This window comes from Ensifer sp. LC163, assembly GCF_001695855.1.
Lineage (GTDB): Bacteria > Pseudomonadota > Alphaproteobacteria > Rhizobiales > Rhizobiaceae > Ensifer.
On the sequence record NZ_MBSS01000021.1, the window covers coordinates 15,999 to 40,859 of the forward strand.

Consider the following 24,861-nt stretch of genomic DNA (forward strand, 5'->3'; position numbering starts at 1 on the left):
TTGCGAACATGGCGATCGGCAAACTCTATATCGGCCGCAAGGTCAGGGAACTTCGGGACGCAAACCGGGCAACGCAGGGCCAGTTTGCCGAGCGCATCGGCATCTCCACCAGCTACCTCAACCAGATCGAGAATAACCAGCGGCCCGTCTCGGCTTCGGTTCTTCTGGCGCTTGCCGAAAAGTTTCAGATCGATATCGCCGAACTTTCAACCGGCGAGGGCGACAGGCTGCTCTCCGCCCTGTCGGAAGCGCTGAGCGATCCGCTGTTTGAGACCTATTCGCCGAGCCTGCAGGAATTGAAGCTGATCACCCAGAACGCGCCGGGGCTGGCGCACGCTTTGATCAGCTGCCATCAGGCCTATCGGCGCAACAGCGAGCAGCTTGCCAGTATCGACGATACCATCGGCCGTGGCGGGCCCTCGATGGAAACGACGCCCTATGAAGAAGTTCGCGACTTCTTCCACTTTGTCGACAACTACATCCACGACATCGATCGTCTCGCCGAGCGGCTTGCTGGCGAACTCGGGCTTGGCGAGGGCGACAACCATGCGGCGCTGGCAGCCTATCTCGAGCAGCGCCACGGTGTGCGCGTGTTGCGGGGCGCGGCCGGCGACGAGGCGATCCGCCGCTATGATCCGCGCGCGCGCCTGCTGACGCTGAACCCTTATGCGCCCGCCGCGACGCGCGACTTCCAGATCGCGCTCCAGATCGCCCAGCTCCACGCCCGGGAAGAGATCGACCGGGTTGCCGGCGGCGCTGGTTTCCGCACCGAAGAGGCCTACGAGATCTGTCGCATCGGACTGCAGAATTATTTCGCCGGTGCGCTGATCCTGCCCTACCAGGCCTTTCACAAGGCGGCGCGTGAACTCAGGCATGATATCGAGCTGCTGGCAGCGCGCTTCGGTGCGTCGCTGGAGCAGGTCTGTCACCGCCTGTCGACGCTGCAGCGCCCGGGGCAGAAGGGTGTGCCGATCTTCTTCGCCCGCATCGACCGGGCCGGCAACATCACCAAGCGCCATAGTGCGGCCAAGCTGCAGTTTGCCCGTTTCGGCGCCGCCTGTCCGCTCTGGAATGTGCATCAGGCGTTCGAGACGCCCGGCCGCATCATTCGCCAGCTCGCCGAGACGCCGGATGGCGTGCGCTATCTCTGCCTTGCGACACAGATCACCAAGGGTGGCGGCGGCTTCCGCGCGGCGCAGCCGCGTTATGCCTTGGCACTCGGCTGCGAGATCTCCTATGCCGACGCCTTCGTTTATGCCGACGATCTCGATCTCGGCAACCGCGCAGCGTTTGATCCGATCGGCATTTCCTGCCGGATCTGCGAGCGCACGAAATGCGCCAGCCGCGCCGTGCCACCGTTGAAGCGAAAGCTGATCGTCGATCATGACTTGCGCGGCGCTCTGCCGTATCGTCTGAGTGAGAGCTAATGGAGTTTGGCAGGCTTCTGTTCGTTTTTGAACAGAACCTGTGAGAAGTTGCGCCTGTGCCTGTACGGAATTTGGTGTAACTAGCCCCAATCGTTGAATATGCGGTCAGGGAGGACATGCATATGGATTTTCGCCTGTCTGAGGAACAGGAAGCCATCCGTCAGATGGCGCTCGATTTCGCTCGTGACGAGTTGGCACCCAACGCCATCGAGTGGGACCAGGAAAAGCATTTCCCGGTCGACAAGTTACAAGCGGCAGCCGCACTCGGCATGGCGGGCATCTATGTCCGTGAAGATGTCGGCGGCACCGGTCTGACGCGGCTCGACGCCGCGATCATCATCGAAGCGCTGGCAACCGGCTGCCCGGCGGTCGCCTCTTTCGTTTCCATTCACAATATGTGCGCCGGCATGATCGACCGCTACGGCACCGACGAGCAGCGTCATCGGTTGCTGCCGCAACTGCTGAGCATGGAAACACTGGCGAGCTACTGCCTGACCGAACCGGGATCCGGTTCAGATGCGGCGGCGCTGAAAACCAAGGCGGTCAAGGACGGTGACAGTTACGTCCTCACCGGCCAGAAGCAGTTCATCTCCGGTGCCGGCGTGTCCGGTCTCTATGTAATCATGGCGAGAACCGGCGAGGACGGTCCGAAGGGCATCTCAACCTTCGTGGTGGAAAAGGATGCGCCTGGCCTCACCTTCGGGGCGAACGAGAAGAAGATGGGCTGGCACGTGCAGCCCACCCGCGCCGTGATGCTCGATGGCGTACGGATTCCCGCTGAAAACCGCCTCGGTGCCGAAGGCGACGGCTTCAAGATTGCCATGGGCGGGCTCGACGGTGGCCGGCTGAACATTGCCGCAGCTTCGCTCGGCGGCGCGCAGGCGGCCTTCGACAAGGCCCTTGTCTATGTTCAGGAGCGCCGAGCCTTCGGCAAGGCAATCGGCGAGTTCCAGGCGCTGCAGTTTCGCCTGGCCGACATGGCAACCGACCTTGAGATCGCTCGCACCTTCCTCTGGCGCGCGGCCTCGGCACTTGATGCCGGCGACGTCGAGGCGACGAAACTCTGCGCCATGGCCAAGCGCTTCGTCACCGATCGCTGCTTTGCCATCGCCAACGACGCGCTGCAACTCCATGGCGGCTACGGCTATCTCGCCGACTACGGCGTCGAAAAGATTGTCAGGGACCTGAGGGTGCACCAGATACTCGAGGGCACCAACGAGATCATGCGGCTGATCGTGGCGCGCTCGATCATCGGCCGGAAATAGGAAGGGCTTTTCATGGAAATGCAGGCGGCGGCACCGGAAGTCATCGTTGAAAGCCAGGGCGCGATCGGTCGCATCCGGCTCAATCGCACAAGGGCGCTGAACAGCCTCAATGTTCCGATGATCCGGTTGATCGCCGAAGCGCTGACCGAGTTCGAGAATGATCCTTTGGTCGCGGCCGTCATGGTGACGGGCGAGGGTGAGCGCGGGCTTTGCGCCGGCGGCGACATCCGCATGATTTATGAGAGCGGACGTGAGCGGCCGGCCGAAGGCGCACAGTTCTGGCGCGAGGAGTTCATTGTCAACAGCCGGATTTCCGCTTACCCGAAGCCTTATATCGCCATCATGGACGGCATCGTCATGGGCGGCGGCGTCGGTATTTCGGCGCATGGCAGCCACCGTGTCGTGACCGAACGCACCCGGCTCGCCATGCCGGAAACCGGCATCGGCTATTTCCCGGATGTCGGCGCAACCTGGCTGCTGCCGCATGCCCCCGGCGAGTTCGGCGCCTATCTCGGCCTTACCGGCCGCGATATCGGTGCCACCGACGCGATCCATGCACGTCTTGCCGACCATTACGTCCCGACCGGCAAGCTCGACGATCTGATCCGCGTCCTTGCTGCGTTACCGCCCTCGGCCGAGGCGGCGGATGTCGATGCCGCAATCCGAGGTGTTGCCGAGCAGGCACCGTCGTCGCCGCTTGCGCCACATCTGAAGGCGATCGACCGATGCTTCGCCTTCGATACGATCGAAGAGATCTTTTCGGCGCTGGAGGCGGAAGACAGCGATTTCGGCCGGGAAACGCTGGCCCTGCTTCGCTCGCGCTCGGCTCTGAGCATGAAACTGACGCTCGATCTTTTGCGGGCCGGGCGAAAAAGCGCCTCGCTCAATGAATGCCTCGAGCGCGAATACTCGGCCACGCTCGGCATGCTTTCCAATCCCGATTTCTACGAGGGCGTGCGGGCCGCCGTCATCGACAAGGACCGCAACCCGAAATGGACGGTGGGCTTGTCTGAGGCAACGGAAGAGATGCGCGCGCGATTTGCGAACCGAGATCACCTGCCACTGTTTGTCGCCTGAAGGGAGCCAGCCGCTCCGATCGCGCGGGTCGAATTGCAATCCAGGAGGAGTGAAGATGACGAAGATCGCCTTTATCGGGCTTGGAAACATGGGCGGCCCAATGGCGGCCAATCTGGTGAAGGCAGGCCACGCGGTGACCGGCTTCGACCTGTCGGAGGCATCGCGCAATGCTGCGGCCAAGACGGGTGTTTCGGTTGCGGGTTCGATCGCGCATGCGGTACGTGAGGCCGAATGCGTCATCACCATGCTGCCGGCCGGCGCCCATGTCCTCTATGTCTGGGATGAACTGCTCGGCTTCGTCGATCCCGGCACATTGCTGATCGACAGCTCGACCATCGATGTCGACAGCGCCCGCAAGGCGCATGCGTTTGCCGACAAGGCCGGATGCCCGTCGCTCGACGCGCCGGTCTCCGGCGGAACCGGCGGAGCTGCCGCCGGGACGCTGACGTTCATGGTGGGCGGCGCCGACGATGCCTTTGCCCGCGGAAAGCCGCTGCTCGACGCCATGGGCAAGAAGATCGTTCATTGCGGCGACGTCGGCGCGGGGCAGGCGGCAAAGATCTGCAACAACATGATCCTCGGCATTTCCATGGCCGGGGTCTGCGAGGCCTTTGTGCTCGCCGAGCATCTCGGCCTGTCGCATCAGGCGTTGTTCGACGTTGCGTCGACCTCGTCCGGACAGTGCTGGTCGCTGACGACCTATTGCCCGGTCCCAGGACCGGTGCCGACGTCGCCCGCGAACAACGACTACAAGCCGGGTTTTGCGGCAAGCCTGATGCTGAAGGATCTGAAGCTGTCGCAGCAGGCGGCAAGTACAAGCGGCGCCTCGACGCCCATGGGCGCGCAGGCCGCCCAGCTTTATTCGATGTTCGAAAAGCTCGGGCATGGCGGCGAAGACTTTTCCGCGCTCATTCGTCTGCTGCGCGGTAACGAAGACGCGAAGCCCGGCTGATCCTGCGCGACAGACTTGCGGCGTCGATCCGAACCGACGCCGCATACCCACATTGGCTCAGTCATAAGTGCTGACGTCTAAACCGCAGCTTTGAGCTTGTTGCTGATGTAGCGAAACTCCTGGGTCTTGCCTTCGAAACCATAGGCGGCAGCCGAGACTTCATGCACGAGGATATAGCTTTCCGGATGCACATTGCCGAGCAGCTGCTGGAAGCCGGCGAAGACGGCCTCAAGGTAACTCGCCATCTCCTGCTTGGTGTTGGTGCCGTCCACCACCTTGATATCGAGCCAGAAACTGTTGGCGCCCTGTTCGGCAAGCGAGCGACCGCCGACGAACCAGTGCGCCGGATCGGCGTAGTTGACGACGATGGCCGTAATCGTCGGATCCTTGTGCAGATGCCTAGCGGTCAGTTCGCTGACGGCGGCGGCGATGCGCTGGGACAAGGCGGGGTCGGCTTTGCCGGTGACGGTGATATTGATGATGGGCATGATCGGCTCCTTCGAACGCCGGTTGGTGTTGAGCCAATCTCGCACTCCTCTTAGTGGAGTAAAATCGAATTGTTCTTGATCAATAATTCGATTATCATGAAGTTATGCAAACGCTCGACCCTGACCTGCTGCGGACATTCCTGGCCTTTGCCGAAAGCGGCTCGCTGGCGCATGCCGCCACGGTCGTCGGACGAACCCCTTCTGCCGTCACTTCCCAGATGCAGCGGCTGGAGGCGCTGATCGGGGAAGCGTTGCTGGCACCGTCCGGTCGCGGCCGGGTGCTGACGCCGGCCGGCGAAGATGTGGTCGTTCATGCCCGCAGGATCATCGACGCCCATCGCGACGCGTGGCTCAGCCTTAGGGGTGCGCGGACCGACGGACGCGTGTCGCTCGGCTGCACCCAGGATTTTGCCGACAGTACGTTGCCGGCACTGCTGCAACAGTTTGCGCGCGCCCACCCGCGGGTGCGGCTGGACCTGCGGGTCGGTCGCTCGAAGGAACTGGTGAGCCAATACGACCAGGGCGCGGTCGACGTGATGATCGTCATGCGGCAAGGCACGGCGGTCGACGAAATTGCGGTGCTGCGCGAGCCGATGGTCTGGCTGTGTGCATCGCCTGAAGTCATGCTTGCCGACGAGCAATTGCCGCTTGCCGTCCTCGATCCGCCCTGCGGTTTCCGTTCAGCGGCCGTCGATGCGCTCGAGACAAGTGGTCGGCCCTACCGGATCGCAGCGACAAGCCCGAGCCTCTCCGGCCTGCGGGCCGCAGTTCGCAGCGGCATCGCGTTGACGGCAAGAACCGAACGCTTCATCGGCGAGGGCGTGGCGATCGCACCTGAAAAGCTCGCGCTGCCGACCCTACCCGATGCCGAATTCAGCCTGCGTCTCAAGGGGAATGCGGAAAAGGCTGCGACCACACTTGCGGACCTTCTTGCCGACGGGCTTTCAGAGCCGTACGTTACGCGCTAACGGGCGCAGCGGGCCTTACATCTGAACCGTCATGCCGCCATCGACCGTCAAGGTGACGCCGTTGACGAAGCTTGCGGCCGGCGATGCAAGGAAGACGGCAGCGGGCGCAATCTCCTCCGGTCGGCCCCAACGCTTCAGTGGGATACGGACATCGACGAATTGCTGCAACACGGGATCTGCGGCAAGCGCGGCGTTGGTTTCCGTCGCAAACCAGCCGGGTGCGATGGCATTGACCGTGAGGTTGTCGGAGCCGAGTTCGACCGCAAGCGATCGCGTCAACGCCTCAAGTCCACCCTTTGCTGCGGTATAGGCGGGGTCACCGGCGCGGGCTGCAAAGGCCGCGATTGAGGTGACGAAGATCAGCCGCCCGGCGTCCGATTGCCGGAGATAGGGCAGCGCCGCCTTGGCCATCCTGTAGGCGGCAGTCAGATCGGTGTTGATGAGGGCCGCAAAGCCGGCAGCATCCATATCGTCCGTGCCGCGTCGGTCGCGCTCGCCGACGGCGTGAATCAGAATATCCAGGCTTCCGGTGCTGCGTGCCGCCGTCGCCAGGATCGCTGCAGCATCCGTCGTCACGTCGCCAGGCACGATATCGAGCGTGATGCCTTCGCTCGCGACCTGATCGCGCGCGGCCTCCAACGCCAAGCGATTGCGGCCGTTGATCGCGACCGATGCGCCCGCCTTGGCAAGTGCCTTCGCCATCTCAAGACCCAGTCCACGGCCACCGCCGGTGACCAGTGCGGTCTTTCCTGTCAGATCAAACATATCCTGGCTCGTCTTGGCTGTACGAAGGACTTTGGCCGGATGGGAAGGTGGAGGCAAGCTTCGACGGAAGTTATCGAAGCGACGAGGCCGTCGATATCGGCGGCCCGGTGCCTATTCATTTCGTCCCGAGCATGATCTTGGACCGGCCGTCTAGAACGGCACCGTAGCGAATCCGGTCGGCTCTGCCATTGGCGGCCAGCACGCGCTCGGCAAGGGAGATCCAGGTTGCGAGATCCTCCTGGCCAAGCCAATGGATCGACAAGCAGTCGCCAGGCTCGGGACCATCGACGCCGGTCACGTGGTCGTCGAATCCATCGGCATCGGCACGCCATAGCCATTGCATGCGACGGATGCTGAGGTGGGGAGCGTCGATCGCCCGCTCCAGCATCAGATCGCGCAGGCCTTCGTCTTCGAGCAGTTCGGCGAGCATCAATAGCCAGGCGATTTCGACCGGATCGAGGCGGCCAAGTTCCGGGTCCGATTGGCCCTGGGCATTGCCTCTGCGGCTGAGCCAAAGGGCCGCCTGATCAAGGTCACCCTCGAGAAGCGAGGTGACGCCCAACAGCAGCCAGGGCTCCGCAACATGGCCGATCCAGGTGGTCAGGTCGTGGAGACCTGCTTTGGCTGTGGCGAGGTTTTCTCCCGAGAGGATCGTGTCACGCGCCGACCGCAGCACGGCGGACATCGGGCTGTCGAAGATGACAGCGTCGGCAATCCACGGCGTACCGGGCGTGGCTCGAACATTCTTGAACGGTCCGAACTTGCCTTGCTGTTGCACGACTTCTCCGGGCTGACGACGGATGCGGCATTCGAACCAATCGAGTAAATACGTCCAGGATTGCCGGGTGTAGCGGCTGTGAACGAGGTTGTGGCCCTGCTTGCAGATGTAGGAATAGAGATCGGGGCTGCGGGAGATCGCATTTATCTTGATATAGAGTTCGCGGCCGGAGCCGAGCACGCAATTCTCAAGATCGACGAAACCGTATTCCTTCAATGGTTCCGATTCCGGCGCGACGAGGATCGCGCCGGATGCCGGGATCTCCAGATGTTTGCGAACGACGTAATCCATCCGTGTGGTGTCGGCGATAGAAAAATAGCTCTGTGAAATCAGCTGCGAGTATTTCTCGTCACGCACTTCGAAGGGGGTCTGATGGTTCTTGTCGTAACCGGGATGCGTATAGACCAGTGTCGGAAACAGACGTTGGACCTCTTCCGTCACCTGTGCACGCCAGGGGTAGAAGGTCGGGAACAGATGCCCACTGAAAACCGTGACGGGGATAATCTTGTCGAGTTTGTAATCGTGGAACACGGTGGGATCGATGAATTTCGGCAGTATGAAAGAGGCGATCCGCAGCAGTTCCGGCATATGCTGGATTTGTTCGTTGCCGGTGCAGAAAACCGTGTCGATGCCGTAGTTGTCGAGCATCTGCAGAATGAGCGGCCGCATCGGGTCGTGCGGGTCGCAGTTGAGATACAGCGCACGCGGTACATGCGGATGCGCTTTTGCGTTGGCGATGTTCAACCGGTGAGGTCGCCCCCAATGGACGGAGTCGAAGATCAGGAAATCGGGCTTCAGCTGCTCGTAGACCTCAGCAAAGTCGAAGTCCTGCTCGATGACGCTGACGTCACAATGCAACGCAAGCGTATGTACCCACTCATCGATGACGGTCGCTAGGACCGCTGCGCAGTCCGGGTTCGGTCGCGGCCGTACGCAGAGGACCTTGCGACGCGGTGCTGTCTCAGCCATGGCTCTCTCCGTCAAAAAATGCAAGGACGGCGTCAATGACGCGTTGCTGCTGGTCGGCGCGCATGCCCGCAAACATCGGCAGCGACAGCCCCTGGGCGGCAAAGTCTTCTGCAACGGGGAAGTTCGATTGGCCCGCCGCAAGTTCGAGCAGGCACGGCTGCCGGTGCAGCGGGATCGGGTAGTGCAGACCCGTCTGGATGCCGTGTCCGTCAAGATAGGCCTTCAATTCGTCGCGGCGCTCCGTCCGCACCACATAGAGGTGGTAGACATGGTCGCCGTGCACGATCTCCGGAAGCTTCAGCGGCGCTGTTGCCAGATCGTTCCTGTAACGCGCGGCGATTGCGCGCCGTTGATCCGTCCAGGCGTCGAGGTGGCCGAGCTTGTGGCCAAGGACGAGCGCCTGGAGACCATCCATGCGATAGTTGTAGCCGATCCGCTCGTGCAGGTAACGCTGCGACTGACCATGGTCCCTGAGCGCCCGCAGCGCTTTGGCGTGCTCGTCGTCATTGGTGACGATAAGGCCGCCTTCGCCGGCCCCGCCCAGGTTCTTGCCCGGATAGAAACTGAAGCAACCGAGATCGCCGATCGTCCCGAGGCTGCGGTCGTCGTGGCGTGCGCCGATCGCCTGGGCGACATCCTCAATGACCGTGAGGTTATGGCGGCGAGCAAAATCCATCGTCGCCGACATGTCGGCCGGCTGCCCATAGAGATGCACAGGGATGATGGCTTTGACGCCGTCGTCGAGCCGGCGTTCGGCATCGGCCAGATCGATGGTGCCGGTAGCTGCTTCCACATCGCAGAAGACCGGGATCGCACCTTCGTAGAGAAGGCCCCATACCGTGCCGATGAAGGTGTGCGCAGGCACGAGCACCTTGTCTCCACGGTGAATTCCGGCGGCAATGACGGCGAGATGGAGGGCGGCGCTGCCACTGCTGACGGCCACGGCATGCCGCGCGCCCAGATAGTCGGAGATGCGCTTTTCGAACTCGGTGGCCCATGGTCCCAGGCAAAAGGCATTTGCCTCGAACAGCCGCTCGACGTCGGGCATGACGTCGGCACGGATCTGGTTCCATTGGATCGAGAGATCGACGAAGGGTACGGTGGCGTGCGCGTTCATGCGGATGTCCGTTGCGAAGGGGAAGTTGAGCCGACGATGCGGGCAGGGTTGCCGGCGACGATTGCGTGGTCCGGGACGCTGCGCGTCACGACGGCACCCGCGGCCACCAATGCGTATTGACCGATGACGAGGTCCGGCAGGATCGTTGCGTTGCTGCCGATCGAGGCGCCTTTGGATACACGGGTCGGCAGGCAGGTCCAATCGGCTGCCGATTGCAGGCTGCCGTCGTCATTGATGGCTCGCGGGTAGCGGTCGTTGGTAAACATCACGCCGTGCCCGACGAAGACGCCGTCTTCGATCGTGACGCCTGAGCAGATGAAGCAGTGCGACTGGATTTTGCAGTTGGCGCCGATCTCGACGTCCGACTGAATCTCGACGAACGTGCCGACACGTGTGCCATCGCCGATCTTGCAGCCGTAGAGGTTGGCGAGATCCGGATGGTAGATGACGACGTTTTCACCCAGGACAACAGTGTCGGCAATCGGCATCAATTCAAACCTTGTGTGGAAAGCGACGTCTTCAACGCCTCGACGACGATGGCCTGCTCGTCTTGCGTCATGCCGTTGAACAGCGGAAGAATGAGATGGGTGCGGCTAACCCTCTCCGATCGCTCCAACCCGCCGTGGCGGGCGTTTTGCCAAGGCTTCTCGAGATGGCTCGACATGATCGCGCGACGGGTCGCGATGCCCTTGTCCAGCATCGACTGCATGACGCCGTCCCGGTCCGCAGCCTCCGGCAGGCCGACGCAGTAGCTCTGCCAGTTCGAGCGCGCCCACCCGGGTTCGGCCGGCACGGCGACGCTGTCGATTTCACTGATTTGCTCGGCGTAGCGTCGCGCCAAGGCACGGCGCTCGGCAACGATGCTGTCCAGCCGCTTCAACTGCTCGCGCCCGACCGCTGCCTGCATGTCGGTCATTCGGTAATTGAAGCCGGATTCATCGTAGGTTTCGGTCACGACGCGGTTGGATTTGTGGCGGGCAAGATCCGAAACGCTCATGCCGTGTTGGCGAAGCAGCCGGCAGCGCGCGTCAATTTCGGGGTCGTTCGTCGTAATCATTCCGCCTTCCCCTGTCGTCAGGATCTTGCGGGGATGGAACGAGAAGCAGGCGACATCGGAGAACGTGCCGCCGACCTTGGTCCAGGTGCCGTTGGCCTGGATCTCGGCCCCGCTCGCGCAAGCCGCATCCTCCACCACCCGCAGGCCGTGGGCGCGGGCAACTTCGCATATGGCGGGAAGGTCGCAGGGCATGCCGATCTGGTCGACGCACAGCACGGCCTTCGTGCGCGGGGTGACGAGCGCGGCGATCGCGCTCGCGTCGATGTTGAAACCATCAGGGCCGATGTCGGCAAAGACGGGCGTCGCACCACACATGTGGATGGAATTGGCCGTGGCAATGAAGCTGTGGCTGACGGTGATGACTTCGTCACCCGGTCCGACGCCGACTGCAAGCAACGCCAGATGCAGGGCCGTCGTGCAGTTCGATACGGCGCAGGCATGTGCAGCGCCTGTCATGGCAGCAAACTCGTTTTCGAACGCAAGAACCTGCGGGCCCTGCGTCAACCAGCCGGATGCAATGACCGCGGCAACGGCGTCGGCTTCGGCCTGGCCGACAAGAGGTCGCATCAGCGGGATCATTGCGCTGCCTCCATCGAGAGCGCCCGTTCCTGCTGCCACCAGGCGACAAGATCGGACAGTCCCTGCTCGAGGCTGATCGTCGCTTCGAAGCCGAGCTGTTCCTTTGCCTTGGTCGGGTCGGCGAGCCGCCGCTCGACCGGATTGACGCTTCGAGCCGGCATATACTCGATCGACAAATCGGGGCGCCCCATCGTCTTCAAAAGCGCATCGGCGAGTTGCTTGAGCGATACTTCCTCGCCAGAGGCGACGTTGTACACCTGATCGGACGCCGGGGAGAGTGCCGCTGCGATATTGGCGCGCGCAACGTCGCGGACATCGATGAAGTCCATCGTCTGCAGCCCGTCGCCGAAGATGATCGGTGCCTGTCCGGCGGCGATACGCTCCATCCAGCGGATAAGCACCTCGGTGTAGCGACCGTGGATATCCATGCGCGTGCCATAGACGTTGAAATAGCGTAGGGCGCAGTAGTTGAGGCCGAACATATCGTTGAACGAACGGAGCAGGCTTTCGTTGAGAAGCTTGAGGCCGCCATATAGGGTCCGGTCAGCATAGGGCGCTGCGGCTTCGGTCGTCGGGAACTCCGGTGCAAGGCCGTAGATCGAGGCCGAGGAGGCGGCGATGAGCTTTTCGACGCGGTGCTTCACGCAGGCTTCGATGAGTTCGAATGTCGACTGGCCCATCACTTCGAAGGCGTGCCGCGGTTCGGCAGCGCAATGGGTGATGCGAAGGGCGGCCTGATGGAAAACAACGTCGCTGTTGCCGATCAAGCTGTCGAGCAGGTCACGGTCGCGAATATCCGCGTTGATGACCTCGAGGCGATCGGGGTGGGGAACCGATGCAAGGTTGGCGAACCTGCCGCGCACCATGTTGTCGATGACGACGACCTTTGTCACATCTTGCTGCATCAACTGATCGACGATATGCGAGCCGACAAAACCGGCTCCTCCAGTGACCAAGATGCGCTTGCCATTCAAGGCGTTGACGGTCTTAGGCGATGATGTGTTCTGCATTGGTCTATTCCGCGGCTACAGCGTTGATTGAAGCGGGCATGAACCCACGGACGCGCCGAAGGCTCAGGTCAAGTGCGGCTTGCGCGCGCTCAAGGGTGCGCACGACGCGCAGGCCAAGGCGCCCGTCTGTCCTGCAGGCGACTTGTTTCGTGACGGATTGTCGGAAGTGTTCGACGACATCGACAAGCGGCTCGGACGCTGCAAGCCGGGGCGAGGAAACGGATCCAATCCGGTAGTTCGGCAGGATAAGATCCCGCTCCTGCTTCGAATGGAAGGTGATGCCGGAATCGTAGATTTTCAGCGGCTCGTCTCTATTGAGATCATCCCAGACGACCATCTGCTCGCTGCCGCCGATCGCGACGCGGCGAAGCTTCACCGGGGACATCCAGCTCAGATTGAGGTGAGCCACCATCGAATTGGGATAGTGCAGCGTCAGATAGCTGATATCAGGCGAGCCCTGGTTGACGTGGCAGTAACCGGTCGCCTCGACATCGACCGGTTCGATGCCGAAGAGGAAATCGAGGATCGACAGATCGTGCGGCGCGAGGTCCCAGAGAACGTTCACATCCGGCTGGAAAAGGCCGAGATTGATGCGCTGTGAGTCGAAATAGGAAACATGGCCGAGCGCGCCGGAGTGGACGAGATCCGCCAGCTTCAGGACCGCTGGGTGGAAGAGGAAGGTGTGGTCAACCATCAGCGTCAACCCGTAAGCCTCGGCGCGTGCGACAAGGTCACTCGCCTCGGCGCTCGACGCGCACATCGGCTTCTCGACCATGACATGCTTGCGGGCTTCCAGGGCTGCGCGAGCCAGGTCGTAATGTGAAAACACCGGCGTCGCGATGACCACTGCGTCGATCGTCGGATCGGCCATGACGGCGCAGGCGTCAGCGTGAACCACGATCTGCGGGTGCGATTGGCGGAGCCTGTCTGCGAGCTCCGGTTTCGGATCGACGACGGCGACGAGTTCGATGCCGGGGTTGCTCGACAGCACCCGAAAAAGATTCCGTCCCCAATACCCCATCCCGCAAAGTGCGACCCTGATCATGCTGATTCCTCTCAAGCAACCGCGTAGGTTCATATTGCGAGGAAAGCTTGCTTGGGCCTGACGTGGGTATAACTCTCCGAGCTGGGCACTCTTGCCTGTTGTTTCCACCGAAGGGAATTTAGGGTGCAGGTATTGCGGATTGGTCAGGGGGAGCCTGGTGTTCAATGCTCTAAGAGTGCTGCAAGCGGCCTTGCAGAAGGAGAAGCTCGAAAAGTTCAAACGGCGTGTCTCTCTCGGGGATCTCCTTACCGATCGCTGGGAGAACGCACGTGAGTATGGCTTCGGCGAGGGGACATCCTGTTACGACAATGTTTTGATACTTGGCGACGTCAAAGTCGGCGCCCACACCTGGATCGGCCCGAACACCATTCTTGATGGTTCCGGCGGCCTGGCGATCGGAGACCATTGTTCCATCTCGGCCGGCGTTCAGATCTACTCGCATGACACTGTTCAAAGGAGCGTCACGCTTGGTCGGGCACCGATCGATTATGCTCCGACGACCATTGGCCACGGCGTGTATATCGGTCCGAACGCCATCATCGCCAAGGGTGTGACGATCGGTGATCGCGCTGTCATTGGCGCAATGTCCTTCGTCAACAGCGACATCCCGGCCGGAACGAAGGCGTGGGGAACGCCAGCGCGTATCGCTGGGGACGTCGTGACCGATTGAAGCTGCGGAATGCGTCGAGCAGAAGAGTGGGTCAGCGCACCTGCCGAAGCTGGTCAAGGAAGCACTCGTGTGGAACGGCGAAATTGCCGGTTACGTGTCCGCCGTCGGGAACGTCGCGTGTGACAACGGCTCGCAACGTCACCTTCGCGTTTCGCCCGATCCGCAGGCTCTTCGAAATCGTCGCATTCGGCTCAGTCCGAGCGCCATCCGCGATGACGGTCGAGCCGGCGAGAATATCGGCTGGTATCGTTTCGATGCGGCCGGTGCCCGGGCTCTGATTGGGGAGCGTGGCCGTGCACTCGACAATGTCGTAAGTCTCGCCTGTTGCCTACGGTGCGACTTCGCCGAGGCCGCGGGGAGGACGACAAGGAGTTATGGCTGTTGGTCTGGCGTCCCGGAGCCTGGCTGCGACCGCCCTGGTGGCGGTCGCAGCCGATCCGTCTACTTCATCGTATAGACGTCGACGGTGAAGTACTTGTCGTTGATCTTCTTGTAGGTGCCGTCGGCGCGGATTTCCTCGAGCGCCTTGTTGAGCTTTTCGCGCAGGTCGTTGTCGTCCTGGCGGACCGCGATGCCGACGCCATCGCCGACGAACTTCTTGTCGGTGATCGGTTCGCCGATGATTTCGCAGCAAGCCTTGCCGTCGTCGTTCTTCGTCACCCAATCCAGCAGCGGCAGCATGTCGCCGACCTGCAGGTCGAGACGGCCGTTGACCATGTCGAGATTGGCTTCATCCTGGGTCGGATAGAGCTTGATTTCGGCGTCCGGATAGGTGGCCGCGATGAAGTCCGCCTGCGTGGTGCCCGACTGGGCTCCGATCACCTTGCCCTTGAGGGCGTCGTTGGTGAAGGCGGTGATGCCGGCTCCGTTCGGTGCCACATGCGTCATGGCCGCGAGATAATAGGGATTGGTGAATGCGACCTGCTTCTTGCGCTCTTCGGTGATGAACATCGACGCGATGATGAGATCGTATTTCTTGGCGAGTAGGCCGGGAATGATGCCGTCCCAGTCCTGTGCAACAACCTCGCAGTCCGCCTCCATGCGTTCGCAGAGCGCCAGCCCGATATCGACATCGAAGCCGCCGATCTTGCCGGCGGAATCGACGAAGTTGAAAGGAGGATAGGCGCCTTCGGTGCCGATCTTGATCTTGTCTGCGGCCCCGGCCGACGTTACCGTCGCCATGACGGCCAGCATGATTGCTGCAATCTGCGTCTTCATCCGTGTTCCCCTTGTTGGCGCATCGTTCTTGATGCTTCCGGAGAACACTAAGTCCGGTCCACCTATAAGCGAAATAGATAGTCGCGATAATCGGTATTGTTTCGATTGATTATGATCGCCGTCAGACGATCACTTGTAGCGGCCATGGCGCTGCAACACTTCGATCTTGTAGCCGTCCGGATCGGTGATGAAGAAGAACCGCGCCAGAAGTGCGCCGTCGCGATTGAACTCGACGATCTTGTTCGGGCCAAGCCCGGCCTCGGTCAATCGCTTGTGCTCGCCGTCGAGATCGCTCACCGACAAAGCGAGGTGGCCATAACCGTCGCCGAGCGCATAGGGTTCGGTGCGATTCTTGTTGATTGTCAGCTCGAGTTCGAATTCGCTCTCTTCATTGCTGAGATAGACGAGCGTGAAGGTTTCGAAATCGAGCCGCTCGGCAACGGAAAGCCCGAATGCTGCGCCGTAGAAATCGATGGTTTTCTGCTCGTCGAGAACCCGGATCATCGAATGGATCGCTTTGGCCAAGTGGGCCTCCTTCAGCTTTGAGACGCGTGCGAAGTATCAGAGGGCAAGGGAGGTGGGAACCCTCCTCCCAAGGTTCCGATCGCTTGCCGGCGGCTAGACGCTTCGGCCCCGCTTCTTCAACTGCTGTTCGCGGAAGAAAATAAAGAGGCCCGAAGCGACGATCAGCCCGGCGCCGATGATGACGGTCGGGCGCGGCATGTCGCCGAAGAACCACCAGCCGAAGACGACGGCCCAAAGGAGGAGCGTGTATTGCAGCGGCACCACAGTCGCCGCATCGGCGAGTTTCAGCGCTCGGTTGACCAGAATGTGCGCCAGCATCGCAACGATGCCCAGCATGCCGAGCTGAAGCACGGCCTCGCCATCGACGGGCGCCCAGCCGGCAGGGTTGGCGGCAACGCCGACCAGCGAAAATATGAGCGCGCCGACGACCTGCCAGAAGACCAGTGTCGTATCCGGGGTCGAGCGCAGCGTTCGGCCGAGCATCAGCGCAAAGGCAAAGGCGGCGCTGCCGACAAGGGCAATCAGGGCCGGCAGGCTGAAGGTGTCCTTCGACGGCTCCAGCGCGATCACGACGCCGGCAAAACCGACGAGGATCGCCGTCCATCGCCGCCAGCCGACCTTCTCGCCGAGCAGGAACGGCGAGGCCGCGGCAACATAAATCGGCGCTGCCAGCCAATAGGTCATGGTGTCGGCGAGCGGCATGTAGGCGACGGCGAAATAGAACGCCGATGCATCTACGGCAAAAAGCAGCGAGCGCAGCGCCTGGAGCCAGGGACGTTCGACGCGCAACATCGAGCGCAGCCCGCGTTTCAGGATGAAGGGCGAAAGCACGAGCAATGCCGCGATGCTGCGGATCACCATCAACTGGCTGACGGAATAGGTCGCCACCAGCCATTTGCCCATAACGTCGTTCAGCGAGAACATCAGCATGCCGAGAAGCATGATGATGACACCTGTCCGAGCAGCGTTCGGAGCGGTTGCAGAGGCGGTCAGTATGGTCATGGGAGCGGCTTTCAAACGTGTTCCCGCGCCTTTTACACATTCCAGCGCGCCGATCCATCGCGCTCTTCGTATGGGACGATAAGTTTTACGAATGATTCTCGCCGAGCAGACAACCTTACTGCCATCAAGGCTTTTGCCGAGAGGATGCGAGATCATCTGTGGGCGGTAGTGTTGCCTCTTGACGTAACGCGCGGCGCTGCTACTTAAGGGGTGATCCTGCCGTCCAGACATCGGACCGCGGGATGAACACTGGTGCCGGGCCCCTCTGGCGAGAGTTTTTACGGCGCTCTCGTGATGTCGGTACCGCCAGCAAATTAGCCGGCGGATTAGCTACCATGAAAACTGATCTCATGCCTAACGCATGTGCCCTTTCGGCCGTGCGTGTTTTCGTTTCCAAACCTCACTTTTTCTGCGAACCGGGTGTCGTGCGCGCGAAGGAGGTCCGTCGATGACGCAGCCTCAAACGCACACAACCGCCATTGGTTATTTCAAGTGGGCCTTCATCGTCACGGCGATCGGCCTTGTGCTCGGCGCCTGGCTCGGCTGGCAGTCGACCGGCACGCTCGGCGGCATGGCCACGGTGTTCTTCATCTGCACCGTTCTGGCCGTTCTCGAAATCTCGCTGTCCTTCGACAACGCGATCGTCAATGCTAACAAGCTGAAGGACATGACCCCGCAATGGCAGCACCGCTTCCTGACCTGGGGTATCATCATCGCCGTCTTCGGCATGCGCATCGTCTTTCCGCTGCTCATCGTCGTTATCGCGGCGAGCATCGGGCCGATCGATGCGATCGTTCTGGCAGCGACCAAGCCCGAAGAATATGCCCGCATCATGAATGATGCGCACCTGCCGATCGCCGCCTTCGGCGGCACCTTCCTGATGATGGTGGGCCTCACCTACTTCTTCGACCATGAGAAGGACGTGCACTGGATCACCTGGGTCGAAAGCAAGATGGCGCGTTTCGCCACGATCAAGGGCATCGAAATTGCCTTCGTGCTGGCGCTCATCCTTGGTTTCTCAACCCTGCTCGATCCCGCCGAGGCACATACCTTCGTCTATTCGGGTATCTACGGCCTGTTGACCTTCCTCGCCGTCGAGGTGGTCGGAGGTTTGCTCGACGCGTCGCAGCAGACGATGAGTGCTGCGGCAAAGGGCGGCTTCGGTGCCTTCCTTTACCTGGAAGTGCTTGATGCGAGCTTCTCGTTCGACGGCGTCATCGGCGCCTTCGCCTTGACGCAGAACCTCTTCGTCATCGCGATCGGCCTTGGCATCGGCGCGATGTATGTACGCTCGATGACAATCATGCTGGTGGAGAAGGGCACGCTCAACGAGTACCGCTACCTGGAACACGGCGCGTTCTACGCGATCCTGATCCTCTCGGTGGTGATGTACTTCCAGACGCTGGTGCACATTCCTGAGGTGGTCACCGGCCTCGGCGGCGCTGCCCTGATCGGTATCTCGCTCTGGTCCTCGATCCGCTACAACAAGCGGGAACGCGAGGCAGAACTCAGCGGGGAAGTGAGCCATCAGCGGGCCCACGTCGAGGCATAAGCAGCTCGACCACGCATACTTCTTGAAAGGCCCCGGCGCGATCTGAACTGACCCCCGAAAGTTGGATCTCCAACTTCGGGGGTCAGTTCAGATCGCGCCGGGGCCTTTTTGCAGCCGAAGGCCAGCAACGACGGCCGCCGGCGTTGCCAAACGGCTGTTGTCCCTGGATAACGGGTTATCCAGGGACGACAGGTTATCCAGGGACAACAGGTTGATGATTTCAGGCGATCTGCAGCGGGTTTTGGAAGAGGTTTACCGAGCAGGCGCTCACCGGGTGCCGGCCGATGATATCGATTGGCCGCAGGAGCTTCACGCGGCGGTCTTCCGTGCCTTGAACATGCAGTACATCACAAGACGCGAGATCGGCGGCAGCGTCCGCTTTTCGCTGACACAGGCCGGCTACCGGGCAATCGATGCCGAGGTGCCATGGGGACGCATCCTGCGGCAACGCATGCGCGACTTGGTGCGGGTGGCTACGGGGCGCTACTGCATAATTCCTTAAATCGGAATCGATCTAAGGATAAAATTATCCAGCAAGTTTAAAGCGTTACAGCGTCCTTTGCGCATCATATTTGATGCGCGGCGCTGTAGGCGCAATTGGCCAAAAAAATAACGGCCCGTCCTCTCTCGAGGTCGAGCCGTTTCATCCTTGGGAGGATAAGGCGCCCTGTCGTGACGGGCGCTGGAAATCTCTGTTAGCTGCGGCGTGCGTCCGGGAAGTTGGCCGGATCGATGCCGAGGGTGCGCAAGTCGCTTGCCTTCGGGCGGCGGTGGCCCTCGACAGCAGCGGCAGCGGCGCTAGCGGCGCCGAGAACTGCGAATGCGCGGCCGATGAAACCCTTGCGGTAAGTTGTGGTAGCCATCTCTTTGCTCGCTTTCGTTTTCTCTCTGATGAGCAAAAGATGGGGTTTGCCGGGTTTTTTTGCAATGCACAATTGGACACTCCAGCCATGCAAAGGAAGCAGGCCCGGTCGACTATCGATCGACCGAGCCTGCTAGTTGAGCCTTGGGAGGCTCCTGCATAATTCCCAAGTCGGACTCGATCTAGGGATAAATTATGCAGAAGAACAAAGGTTGCAGCGCGGGGCGCCGACGCAGGCGCGCGGCGCTGCAAGGCTTTTTTAGTCTTCGTTGGCTGCGAGCTGCGCCAGCACTTGGCCGCGTCCGCGCGCCCGCAGGATCAGCGGAACGATTAGCGCAGCCGCAGCGATGGCCAGCAGTACGGCGGCGATCGGCGAGGTGAAGAGCACGCTCACGTCCCCCTGGCTGATTGCCAGTGCCCGGCGGAGCTGCTGCTCAGCGAGCGGCCCAAGGATGAGGCCGACGACGACTGGCGCGATCGGAAAGCCGAACACCCGCATGGCATAGCCGAGCAGACCGAAGGCGAGCAGCATGCCGAGCTCATAGACCGACGGGTTGGCACCGATGGTGCCGAGCGTCGCGAACAGGAGGATGCCTGCATAGAGCCATGGCTTCGGGATGGTCAGCAGCTTAACCCACAGGCCGATCAGCGGCAGGTTCAGGACCAGCAACATGAAGTTGGCAATCAACAGGCTGGCGATCAGACCCCAGACGAGCTGCGGGTTGGTGGCAAACAACAGCGGGCCGGGCTGCAGGCCATATTGCTGGAAACCGGCAAGCATGATCGCTGCGGTCGCGGTCGTCGGCAGGCCGAGCGTCAACAGTGGAACGAGCGTGCCGGCAGCCGATGCATTGTTGGCAGCTTCCGGACCTGCGACGCCTTCGATGGCGCCGTTGCCGAATTCTTCCGGATGCTTCGCCAGGCGCTTTTCTGTCGCATAGGACAGGAAAGTGCCGATTTCAGCGCCACCGGCCGGCATGGCGCCGATCGGAAAACCGATGAAGGTGCCGCGCAGCCAGGGTTTCCACGAGCGTGCCCAGTCGAGTTTGCTCATCCAGACCGAGCCGCGGACGGCCTCGACCTTGTCCGGCCCCTTGTCGCCTTGCGCCGCAATGAACAGCGTTTCGCCGATCGCGAACATGGCGACAGCAAGTGTCGTCACTTCGATACCATCGAGCAATTCCGGGACGCCGAAGGAGAGACGCGTCTGACCGGTCAGCTGGTCGATGCCAACGACGGACAGCGCCAGGCCGACGAAGAGCGACGTCAAGCCGCGAAGGGTAGAGTCGCCAAAAGCCGAGGAAACTGTCACGAAGGCGAGTACCATCAGCGCGAAGTATTCGCGTGGGCCAAAGACCAGGGCCAGCTTGACGATATAGGGCGCGATGAACGCAAGGCCGAGCGTTGCGATCAGTCCGGCAACGAATGAGCCGATGGCGGCGGTCGCAAGCGCAGGTCCGCCACGTCCGGCGCGGGCCATCTTGTTGCCCTCGAGCGCGGTGACGATCGAGGCGCTTTCACCCGGTGTGTTGAGCAGGATCGAGGTGGTCGAGCCGCCATACATGCCGCCATAATAGATGCCGGCGAACATAATCAGCGAACCGGCGGGATCGAGCCGGTAGGTAACGGGCAGCAACAGGGCGACGGTCAGGGCGGGGCCGATGCCGGGAAGCACGCCGACGGCGGTCCCGAGCGTCACGCCGATCAGCGCGTAAAGCAGGTTCATCGGCTGGGCAGCAACCCACAGTCCCTGCAACAGGAATTCAAAAGTAGCCATGGTCGACGGCCCTCTTAGAAGAACAGGTGTTCAAGCGGCCCTGCGGGCAGCGACAACTGCAGAAGCTTGGCGAATATCACCCAGACGGCAAAACAGAGCGCGATGCCGACTGGCAGGGAGAACCAGAGCTTGCGCTTGCCAAACCCGCGCGCGGTGAGCGCAAAGAGAATGCCGGTGGCGATGGAAAAGCCGGCGACGTTCAACAGCAGCATCTGTGCGACAAGGCCAGCGACGATCCAGAATACTGGACCGAACTCCTGACGCTCGCGCTCGGGAAAGTCGTTCCGGAGGGCTTCGAAGACCGTCCAGACCGAAAGGCCGGCGAGACAGAAGGCGATCGCATAGGGGACCGTCGTCGGTCCGACCTGGGAGTAACCGGCAGCGCCTGCCAGGCGCGACACGTCCCAGAAAATGAGGCCAGCGATGGCGGCCAGCACGGCCGCGATGAAGAGCGCCGCCCGATCCGGGCGACGCGTTGTGGTGGAAGGGTTGAGCCCCTTGGTCATTTCACCAGTCCAATGTCCTTGAGGACGCCTTCGGTGGCCGCAACGTCCTTGTCGAGCTGGGCGGCGAATGCGTCGCCTGCAAGGTAGCTATCCTGCCAGCCCTTGGTCTTCAGGACTTCCTGCCAGCCGGCCGACTTGGCAAGCTTTTCGACGTCGGCCGAAACGGCCGCCTTCTGCTCGTCGGTGAGGCCAGGAGCCGCTGCAACCATGCGCCAGTTTTCAACGACGACATCGAGGCCGGATTCCTTCAGCGTCGGAGCGTCGATGCCGGCGATGCGCTCGCCGCTCGAAACCGCGATCAGGCGCAGCGTGCCGGCCTTGACCTGGGCTTCGAACTCGCCGTAGCCGGAGATGCCGGCCGTAACCTGGCTGCCGAGGATGGCTGCAAGGGCTTCGCCGCCGCCGGAGTAGGCGATGTAGTTGATCTTGGTCGGGTCGACGCCGGCTGCCTTGGCGATCAGGCCAACGGCGATGTGGTCGGTACCGCCGGCAGAGCCGCCAGCCCAGGACACAGCACCCGGATCCTTCTTGAGGGCTTCGACGAGGTCAGCCATCGTCTTGATCTCGGAAGCGGCCGGAACGACGATCGCTTCATATTCGCCGGTGAGCCGCGCGATCGGGGTGACATCCTTGAGCGTGACCGGCGACTTGTTGGTCAGGATCGCGCCGACCATGACGTAACCGCCGACGATCAGGGCGTTCGGGTTGCCCTTCTGCTGGCTTGCGAATTGAGCGAGACCGATGGTGCCGCCGGCGCCCGGTACGTTCTGGACCTGAACGTTGCCGGAGATGCCTTCCTGCTGCAGGACGGTCTGGAGCGAGCGGGCCGTCTGGTCCCAGCCGCCGCCCGGATTTGCCGGAGCGATGATGGTGTAGTCAGCCGCATAGGCCGGCAGCGCCATTGCGCCGGCGAGAATGGATGCCAGGAAAAAGTGTTTCAAGGTCAGTCCTCCATGAGGCGCGATTTTCCACGCGCACGTTGTTTCTGCGTGCGAACGGGAAGACGCGACGGTGCCCAAAGGACCCTTGTCGCTGACCGGATTGGTGACTTCCTCCCAGTGCGCAACCGGCGGGCCCGCCTCCACGGGGCGCCAGCGACTGCTAAGCCATCATAGAAAGCTGACATTAAGCTGACATCAAGTCCTCAATGCGAAAATGAAGCGCAGTGTTTACGAAATCTTAGGCTGTTGCTTGCCGCTTGCGGCGCGAATGGCCTCGCCATGGGGCAAGCGCCCCTGCCGTTTCCGTTGGTGCGCGAATCGCGAACGTTCTCGCGTCATTTGCCAACTAAGAAGTGAGCGCCGGCGGTGATGTGGGTCGAGAAGCTCAAATTCTCTTCGTTTTATGGCGCATAGTAAGCCAACTGTTCTGTCTTGTGTTGCTTGAATATTCGGAATAGAATATTCGAATATTCCTTGCTGCATATTCGGTAGAAAGCCATGGCGCTCTATATTCGTGACGATACAGTCGACGATCTCGCTTCCGAGCTCCAGAAACTGTCCAAGGCTCCTAACAAGACAGAGGCCGTTCGGCGCGCCTTGCAGCATGAACTCGATCGCATCCGGCAAGAAGTGCCGTTACGCGAGCGCGTCGCAAAAATTCAAGACAAGTTCAGAGCGCGTATGGGGTCGAACAAGCCCAACTTTGACATGAAGCGCTTCACCGACGAGATGTGGGAACTCTGATGTTTCTGGACGCCTCTGTGATCGTGGCGGTGTTGGCCGGCGAGGAAGATGCTGGTTATCATCTCTCCAAAATCGAGATGTCAAAGACGCCAATCTTTTATTCGTCACTTGCTGTGTTCGAAGCGGTGATCAGCCTGGCACGTATCATTGCCATCTCGCACAACGGCGACCAGGCTCCAACGCCACCGGATATCATCGAACTGGCGCAGGAGAGTGTTGCGCAATTCCTTGAAGCAATCGATGGGCAAGAAATGACTATCAGCGGATCCCTGCACCGCGCAGCAATTGAGGCGGCACGCAACTATGGTCGCTTTGTCGGCCATCCGGCGCGGCTGAATTTCGGCGATTGTTTCGCTTATGCTTGTGCGAAGTCCCAGCATGTGCCGCTTCTGTTCAAAGGCGATGACTTTTCCCGGACAGATATCGATGTTGCCTGAGATCGCCAGCCGGGACGACGCCAAGCCGTAGACAGCTGACCAATACCTTGTCCTGAATAGCAGCCAGCGTCCTGAACCCGGCACCGTCGCCGGAATGCAACGCGGCGTGTGGCCGTTCGGCGCCACAAGGCTGAGGCCGGAGTTCCGTCCGCCAACCGTTTCCCGGTCAGACCGGGAAACGGTTCAATGGCGAAGCGCAAGAGCTAGTGAAGCCGCTTCTGCAAATTTCATCTGCAACGCTGCACGGCTACTCGGCTGCATCTTGCCGATCGATGTGGAGGGCGAAGCCGCGATCACTCGGATTGGCGAGGTCTGGACGGAGCTCAAGGCTGGGGATGAGATAGTCGCCGCCGTTCTGACGCCGGTAGGGGATAGGCGGCGTGGTCGAAAGGGAGCGCATCCGCTCGCGCAGGCGCTCCGCAACCACCTCGAAGCCGGCCGCGTCGATGCGATCGACCCGGTAGGCCACAAAAGGCGGCAGCACATCATATCCCGGATAGTAGAGGATGCCGTGGTTGATGGGGAACAGCAGGTCGTCGATCGGTCCGTTGACCCCGCGGGCGGAGTAGTGCTCCTGCCAGCCGCCGGTGGTGACGATCAACATCGCCCGCTTGCCCTTGAACGCGCCTTCGCCAAACCGGTCGCCCCAATAGGTGTCGTTGTGCTCGCCGACACCATAGGCAAATCCGTAGGCATAGACCCGATCCACCCAGCCCTTCAGGATCGCCGGCATCGTGTACCACCAGAGCGGAAACTGCAGGATGAGTGTGTCCGCCCACAGAAGCTTCTCGTGTTCCGCCTTCACATCCTCGGTCAGCATGCCGGCCACGAAGGCCTCTTTCGATGCGCGACTCGGCTTGAACTGGGTGTCGGCTGCAAGCGAAGGGAAGTCGGCCCGATCGACTTCGGATTTCCATTTGTCGGCATAGAGGTCAGAGACCTGGACTTCGTGGCCCTGGGCCTCGAGTTCGCGGATGGCGACGTCGCGCAGCGCACCGTTCAGCGAACGTGATTCCGGATGGGCGAAAACAAGCAGAACTTTCATGGTCAGCATTCCTGTGATGAGAAACCGACCCCTGATGTAGACAACGGCCAATTGCTTCACTACATCTTGGAAATGCATATGATTG

26 protein-coding genes are annotated in these 24,861 nt (G+C 61.4%); 10 read left to right on the top strand and 16 right to left on the bottom strand.

Annotation, left to right across the window (positions count from 1 at the left end):
- Positions 1–8: 8 nt before the first annotated feature.
- From BC360_RS17830 to mmsB, 4 genes are all read left to right on the top strand, one after another.
- Complete coding sequence (locus BC360_RS17830) at positions 9–1,427, top strand: helix-turn-helix domain-containing protein (protein ID WP_065785005.1); 1,419 nt, start codon at positions 9–11, stop codon at positions 1,425–1,427.
- A gap of 122 nt (positions 1,428–1,549) precedes the next feature.
- Positions 1,550–2,692: an isobutyryl-CoA dehydrogenase gene (locus BC360_RS17835; RefSeq protein ID WP_065796325.1), complete on the top strand. Its 1,143-nt coding sequence runs from the start codon at positions 1,550–1,552 to the stop codon at positions 2,690–2,692.
- A 12-nt stretch (positions 2,693–2,704) separates the two neighbouring features.
- Positions 2,705–3,769 (top strand): enoyl-CoA hydratase/isomerase family protein, encoded by a 1,065-nt coding sequence (locus tag BC360_RS17840; RefSeq protein WP_065796327.1) that lies wholly within the window; start codon positions 2,705–2,707, stop codon positions 3,767–3,769.
- Positions 3,770–3,824: 55 nt separating this feature from the next.
- Positions 3,825–4,721 (top strand): 3-hydroxyisobutyrate dehydrogenase, encoded by an 897-nt coding sequence (mmsB, locus tag BC360_RS17845; RefSeq protein WP_065796329.1) that lies wholly within the window; start codon positions 3,825–3,827, stop codon positions 4,719–4,721.
- A 77-nt stretch (positions 4,722–4,798) separates the two neighbouring features.
- Here mmsB and BC360_RS17850 read toward each other — a convergent pair whose 3' ends face one another.
- On the bottom strand, positions 4,799–5,209 hold the full coding sequence (locus BC360_RS17850) for a tautomerase family protein (RefSeq protein WP_065796375.1): 411 nt from the start codon (positions 5,207–5,209) through the stop codon (positions 4,799–4,801).
- A 104-nt stretch (positions 5,210–5,313) separates the two neighbouring features.
- Here BC360_RS17850 and BC360_RS17855 point away from each other — a divergent pair, with 104 nt between their 5' ends.
- Positions 5,314–6,177 carry a LysR substrate-binding domain-containing protein gene (locus tag BC360_RS17855; RefSeq protein ID WP_065796331.1) on the top strand — a complete coding sequence of 288 codons (864 nt, stop codon included), beginning with the start codon at positions 5,314–5,316 and terminating at the stop codon, positions 6,175–6,177.
- Between the two features lie 15 nt (positions 6,178–6,192).
- Here the strand turns inward: BC360_RS17855 and BC360_RS17860 are convergent, their stop codons facing one another.
- The 7 genes from BC360_RS17860 to BC360_RS17890 form a co-directional block, all read right to left on the bottom strand.
- The gene (locus tag BC360_RS17860; protein ID WP_065796333.1) at positions 6,193–6,942 is read right to left on the bottom strand and encodes an SDR family oxidoreductase; all 750 of its coding nucleotides are present in this window, start codon (positions 6,940–6,942) and stop codon (positions 6,193–6,195) included.
- 115 nt (positions 6,943–7,057) lie between these two features.
- Positions 7,058–8,689: a glycosyltransferase gene (locus tag BC360_RS17865; RefSeq protein ID WP_065796335.1), complete on the bottom strand. Its 1,632-nt coding sequence runs from the start codon at positions 8,687–8,689 to the stop codon at positions 7,058–7,060.
- A complete protein-coding gene (locus BC360_RS17870) occupies positions 8,682–9,806 on the bottom strand; it encodes a DegT/DnrJ/EryC1/StrS family aminotransferase (protein WP_065796337.1) in 1,125 nt (374 codons plus the stop codon). The genes BC360_RS17865 and BC360_RS17870 overlap by 8 nt, the downstream gene beginning before the upstream one ends.
- On the bottom strand, positions 9,803–10,294 hold the full coding sequence (locus tag BC360_RS17875; protein ID WP_065796339.1) for an acyltransferase: 492 nt from the start codon (positions 10,292–10,294) through the stop codon (positions 9,803–9,805). Before BC360_RS17875 ends, BC360_RS17870 begins: the two co-directional genes overlap by 4 nt.
- Positions 10,294–11,442 carry a DegT/DnrJ/EryC1/StrS family aminotransferase gene (locus BC360_RS17880; RefSeq protein WP_065796341.1) on the bottom strand — a complete coding sequence of 383 codons (1,149 nt, stop codon included), beginning with the start codon at positions 11,440–11,442 and terminating at the stop codon, positions 10,294–10,296. The genes BC360_RS17875 and BC360_RS17880 overlap by 1 nt, the downstream gene beginning before the upstream one ends.
- Positions 11,439–12,416 (bottom strand): NAD-dependent epimerase/dehydratase family protein, encoded by a 978-nt coding sequence (locus BC360_RS17885; RefSeq protein ID WP_208858195.1) that lies wholly within the window; start codon positions 12,414–12,416, stop codon positions 11,439–11,441. Before BC360_RS17885 ends, BC360_RS17880 begins: the two co-directional genes overlap by 4 nt.
- A gap of 40 nt (positions 12,417–12,456) precedes the next feature.
- Positions 12,457–13,530: a Gfo/Idh/MocA family protein gene (locus BC360_RS17890; RefSeq protein ID WP_065796345.1), complete on the bottom strand. Its 1,074-nt coding sequence runs from the start codon at positions 13,528–13,530 to the stop codon at positions 12,457–12,459.
- A gap of 124 nt (positions 13,531–13,654) precedes the next feature.
- Here BC360_RS17890 and BC360_RS17895 point away from each other — a divergent pair, with 124 nt between their 5' ends.
- Positions 13,655–14,167 (top strand): acyltransferase, encoded by a 513-nt coding sequence (locus tag BC360_RS17895; RefSeq protein ID WP_244512773.1) that lies wholly within the window; start codon positions 13,655–13,657, stop codon positions 14,165–14,167.
- A 441-nt stretch (positions 14,168–14,608) separates the two neighbouring features.
- Here the strand turns inward: BC360_RS17895 and BC360_RS17900 are convergent, their stop codons facing one another.
- The 3 genes from BC360_RS17900 to BC360_RS17910 all read right to left on the bottom strand — a co-directional run bounded on the left by BC360_RS17900 (position 14,609) and on the right by BC360_RS17910 (position 16,912).
- Entirely contained in the window at positions 14,609–15,385 is a 777-nt protein-coding gene (locus BC360_RS17900) for an ABC transporter substrate-binding protein (RefSeq protein WP_065796347.1), read from the bottom strand.
- Positions 15,386–15,514: 129 nt separating this feature from the next.
- Positions 15,515–15,910: a VOC family protein gene (locus BC360_RS17905; protein WP_065796349.1), complete on the bottom strand. Its 396-nt coding sequence runs from the start codon at positions 15,908–15,910 to the stop codon at positions 15,515–15,517.
- Positions 15,911–16,003: 93 nt separating this feature from the next.
- A complete protein-coding gene (locus BC360_RS17910) occupies positions 16,004–16,912 on the bottom strand; it encodes a DMT family transporter (protein ID WP_065796351.1) in 909 nt (302 codons plus the stop codon).
- Positions 16,913–17,360: 448 nt separating this feature from the next.
- Here BC360_RS17910 and BC360_RS17915 point away from each other — a divergent pair, with 448 nt between their 5' ends.
- Positions 17,361–18,464 carry a DUF475 domain-containing protein gene (locus BC360_RS17915; protein WP_065796353.1) on the top strand — a complete coding sequence of 368 codons (1,104 nt, stop codon included), beginning with the start codon at positions 17,361–17,363 and terminating at the stop codon, positions 18,462–18,464.
- A gap of 214 nt (positions 18,465–18,678) precedes the next feature.
- Entirely contained in the window at positions 18,679–18,966 is a 288-nt protein-coding gene (locus BC360_RS17920; protein WP_065796355.1) for a hypothetical protein, read from the top strand.
- A 193-nt stretch (positions 18,967–19,159) separates the two neighbouring features.
- Here BC360_RS17920 and BC360_RS17925 read toward each other — a convergent pair whose 3' ends face one another.
- The 4 genes from BC360_RS17925 to BC360_RS17940 form a co-directional block, all read right to left on the bottom strand.
- Positions 19,160–19,327 carry a hypothetical protein gene (locus BC360_RS17925; RefSeq protein WP_139110098.1) on the bottom strand — a complete coding sequence of 56 codons (168 nt, stop codon included), beginning with the start codon at positions 19,325–19,327 and terminating at the stop codon, positions 19,160–19,162.
- Between the two features lie 258 nt (positions 19,328–19,585).
- The gene (locus BC360_RS17930) at positions 19,586–21,103 is read right to left on the bottom strand and encodes a tripartite tricarboxylate transporter permease (RefSeq protein ID WP_065796360.1); all 1,518 of its coding nucleotides are present in this window, start codon (positions 21,101–21,103) and stop codon (positions 19,586–19,588) included.
- Between the two features lie 14 nt (positions 21,104–21,117).
- On the bottom strand, positions 21,118–21,609 hold the full coding sequence (locus tag BC360_RS17935; protein ID WP_065796362.1) for a tripartite tricarboxylate transporter TctB family protein: 492 nt from the start codon (positions 21,607–21,609) through the stop codon (positions 21,118–21,120).
- The gene (locus BC360_RS17940; RefSeq protein WP_065785025.1) at positions 21,606–22,550 is read right to left on the bottom strand and encodes a Bug family tripartite tricarboxylate transporter substrate binding protein; all 945 of its coding nucleotides are present in this window, start codon (positions 22,548–22,550) and stop codon (positions 21,606–21,608) included. Before BC360_RS17940 ends, BC360_RS17935 begins: the two co-directional genes overlap by 4 nt.
- A 498-nt stretch (positions 22,551–23,048) precedes the next feature.
- On the opposite strand from BC360_RS17940, the gene BC360_RS17945 reads away from it, so the two are divergent.
- Entirely contained in the window at positions 23,049–23,294 is a 246-nt protein-coding gene (locus BC360_RS17945; RefSeq protein ID WP_065785027.1) for a type II toxin-antitoxin system VapB family antitoxin, read from the top strand.
- Positions 23,294–23,731: a type II toxin-antitoxin system VapC family toxin gene (locus tag BC360_RS17950; RefSeq protein ID WP_083222616.1), complete on the top strand. Its 438-nt coding sequence runs from the start codon at positions 23,294–23,296 to the stop codon at positions 23,729–23,731. The genes BC360_RS17945 and BC360_RS17950 overlap by 1 nt, the downstream gene beginning before the upstream one ends.
- 247 nt (positions 23,732–23,978) lie before the next feature.
- Here BC360_RS17950 and BC360_RS17955 read toward each other — a convergent pair whose 3' ends face one another.
- Positions 23,979–24,776: an NAD(P)H-dependent oxidoreductase gene (locus BC360_RS17955; RefSeq protein ID WP_065796378.1), complete on the bottom strand. Its 798-nt coding sequence runs from the start codon at positions 24,774–24,776 to the stop codon at positions 23,979–23,981.
- Positions 24,777–24,861: the final 85 nt, after the last annotated feature.

Excerpts from the sequence above, each read along its gene's own strand:
- BC360_RS17830 (WP_065785005.1), top strand. The coding sequence starts at position 9 with ATGGCGATCGGCAAACTCTATATCGGCCGCAAGGTCAGGGAACTTCGG.
- BC360_RS17835 (WP_065796325.1), top strand. The coding sequence starts at position 1,550 with ATGGATTTTCGCCTGTCTGAGGAACAGGAAGCCATCCGTCAGATGGCG.
- BC360_RS17840 (WP_065796327.1), top strand. The coding sequence starts at position 2,705 with ATGGAAATGCAGGCGGCGGCACCGGAAGTCATCGTTGAAAGCCAGGGC.
- mmsB (WP_065796329.1), top strand. The coding sequence starts at position 3,825 with ATGACGAAGATCGCCTTTATCGGGCTTGGAAACATGGGCGGCCCAATG.
- BC360_RS17850 (WP_065796375.1), bottom strand. The coding sequence starts at position 5,209 with ATGCCCATCATCAATATCACCGTCACCGGCAAAGCCGACCCCGCCTTG.
- BC360_RS17855 (WP_065796331.1), top strand. The coding sequence starts at position 5,314 with ATGCAAACGCTCGACCCTGACCTGCTGCGGACATTCCTGGCCTTTGCC.
- BC360_RS17860 (WP_065796333.1), bottom strand. The coding sequence starts at position 6,942 with ATGTTTGATCTGACAGGAAAGACCGCACTGGTCACCGGCGGTGGCCGT.
- BC360_RS17865 (WP_065796335.1), bottom strand. The coding sequence starts at position 8,689 with ATGGCTGAGACAGCACCGCGTCGCAAGGTCCTCTGCGTACGGCCGCGA.
- BC360_RS17870 (WP_065796337.1), bottom strand. The coding sequence starts at position 9,806 with ATGAACGCGCACGCCACCGTACCCTTCGTCGATCTCTCGATCCAATGG.
- BC360_RS17875 (WP_065796339.1), bottom strand. The coding sequence starts at position 10,294 with ATGCCGATTGCCGACACTGTTGTCCTGGGTGAAAACGTCGTCATCTAC.
- BC360_RS17880 (WP_065796341.1), bottom strand. The coding sequence starts at position 11,442 with ATGATCCCGCTGATGCGACCTCTTGTCGGCCAGGCCGAAGCCGACGCC.
- BC360_RS17890 (WP_065796345.1), bottom strand. The coding sequence starts at position 13,530 with ATGAACCTACGCGGTTGCTTGAGAGGAATCAGCATGATCAGGGTCGCA.
- BC360_RS17900 (WP_065796347.1), bottom strand. The coding sequence starts at position 15,385 with ATGAAGACGCAGATTGCAGCAATCATGCTGGCCGTCATGGCGACGGTA.
- BC360_RS17910 (WP_065796351.1), bottom strand. The coding sequence starts at position 16,912 with ATGACCATACTGACCGCCTCTGCAACCGCTCCGAACGCTGCTCGGACA.
- BC360_RS17915 (WP_065796353.1), top strand. The coding sequence starts at position 17,361 with ATGACGCAGCCTCAAACGCACACAACCGCCATTGGTTATTTCAAGTGG.
- BC360_RS17920 (WP_065796355.1), top strand. The coding sequence starts at position 18,679 with ATGATTTCAGGCGATCTGCAGCGGGTTTTGGAAGAGGTTTACCGAGCA.
- BC360_RS17925 (WP_139110098.1), bottom strand. The coding sequence starts at position 19,327 with ATGGCTACCACAACTTACCGCAAGGGTTTCATCGGCCGCGCATTCGCA.
- BC360_RS17930 (WP_065796360.1), bottom strand. The coding sequence starts at position 21,103 with ATGGCTACTTTTGAATTCCTGTTGCAGGGACTGTGGGTTGCTGCCCAG.
- BC360_RS17935 (WP_065796362.1), bottom strand. The coding sequence starts at position 21,609 with ATGACCAAGGGGCTCAACCCTTCCACCACAACGCGTCGCCCGGATCGG.
- BC360_RS17945 (WP_065785027.1), top strand. The coding sequence starts at position 23,049 with ATGGCGCTCTATATTCGTGACGATACAGTCGACGATCTCGCTTCCGAG.
- BC360_RS17950 (WP_083222616.1), top strand. The coding sequence starts at position 23,294 with ATGTTTCTGGACGCCTCTGTGATCGTGGCGGTGTTGGCCGGCGAGGAA.
- BC360_RS17955 (WP_065796378.1), bottom strand. The coding sequence starts at position 24,776 with ATGAAAGTTCTGCTTGTTTTCGCCCATCCGGAATCACGTTCGCTGAAC.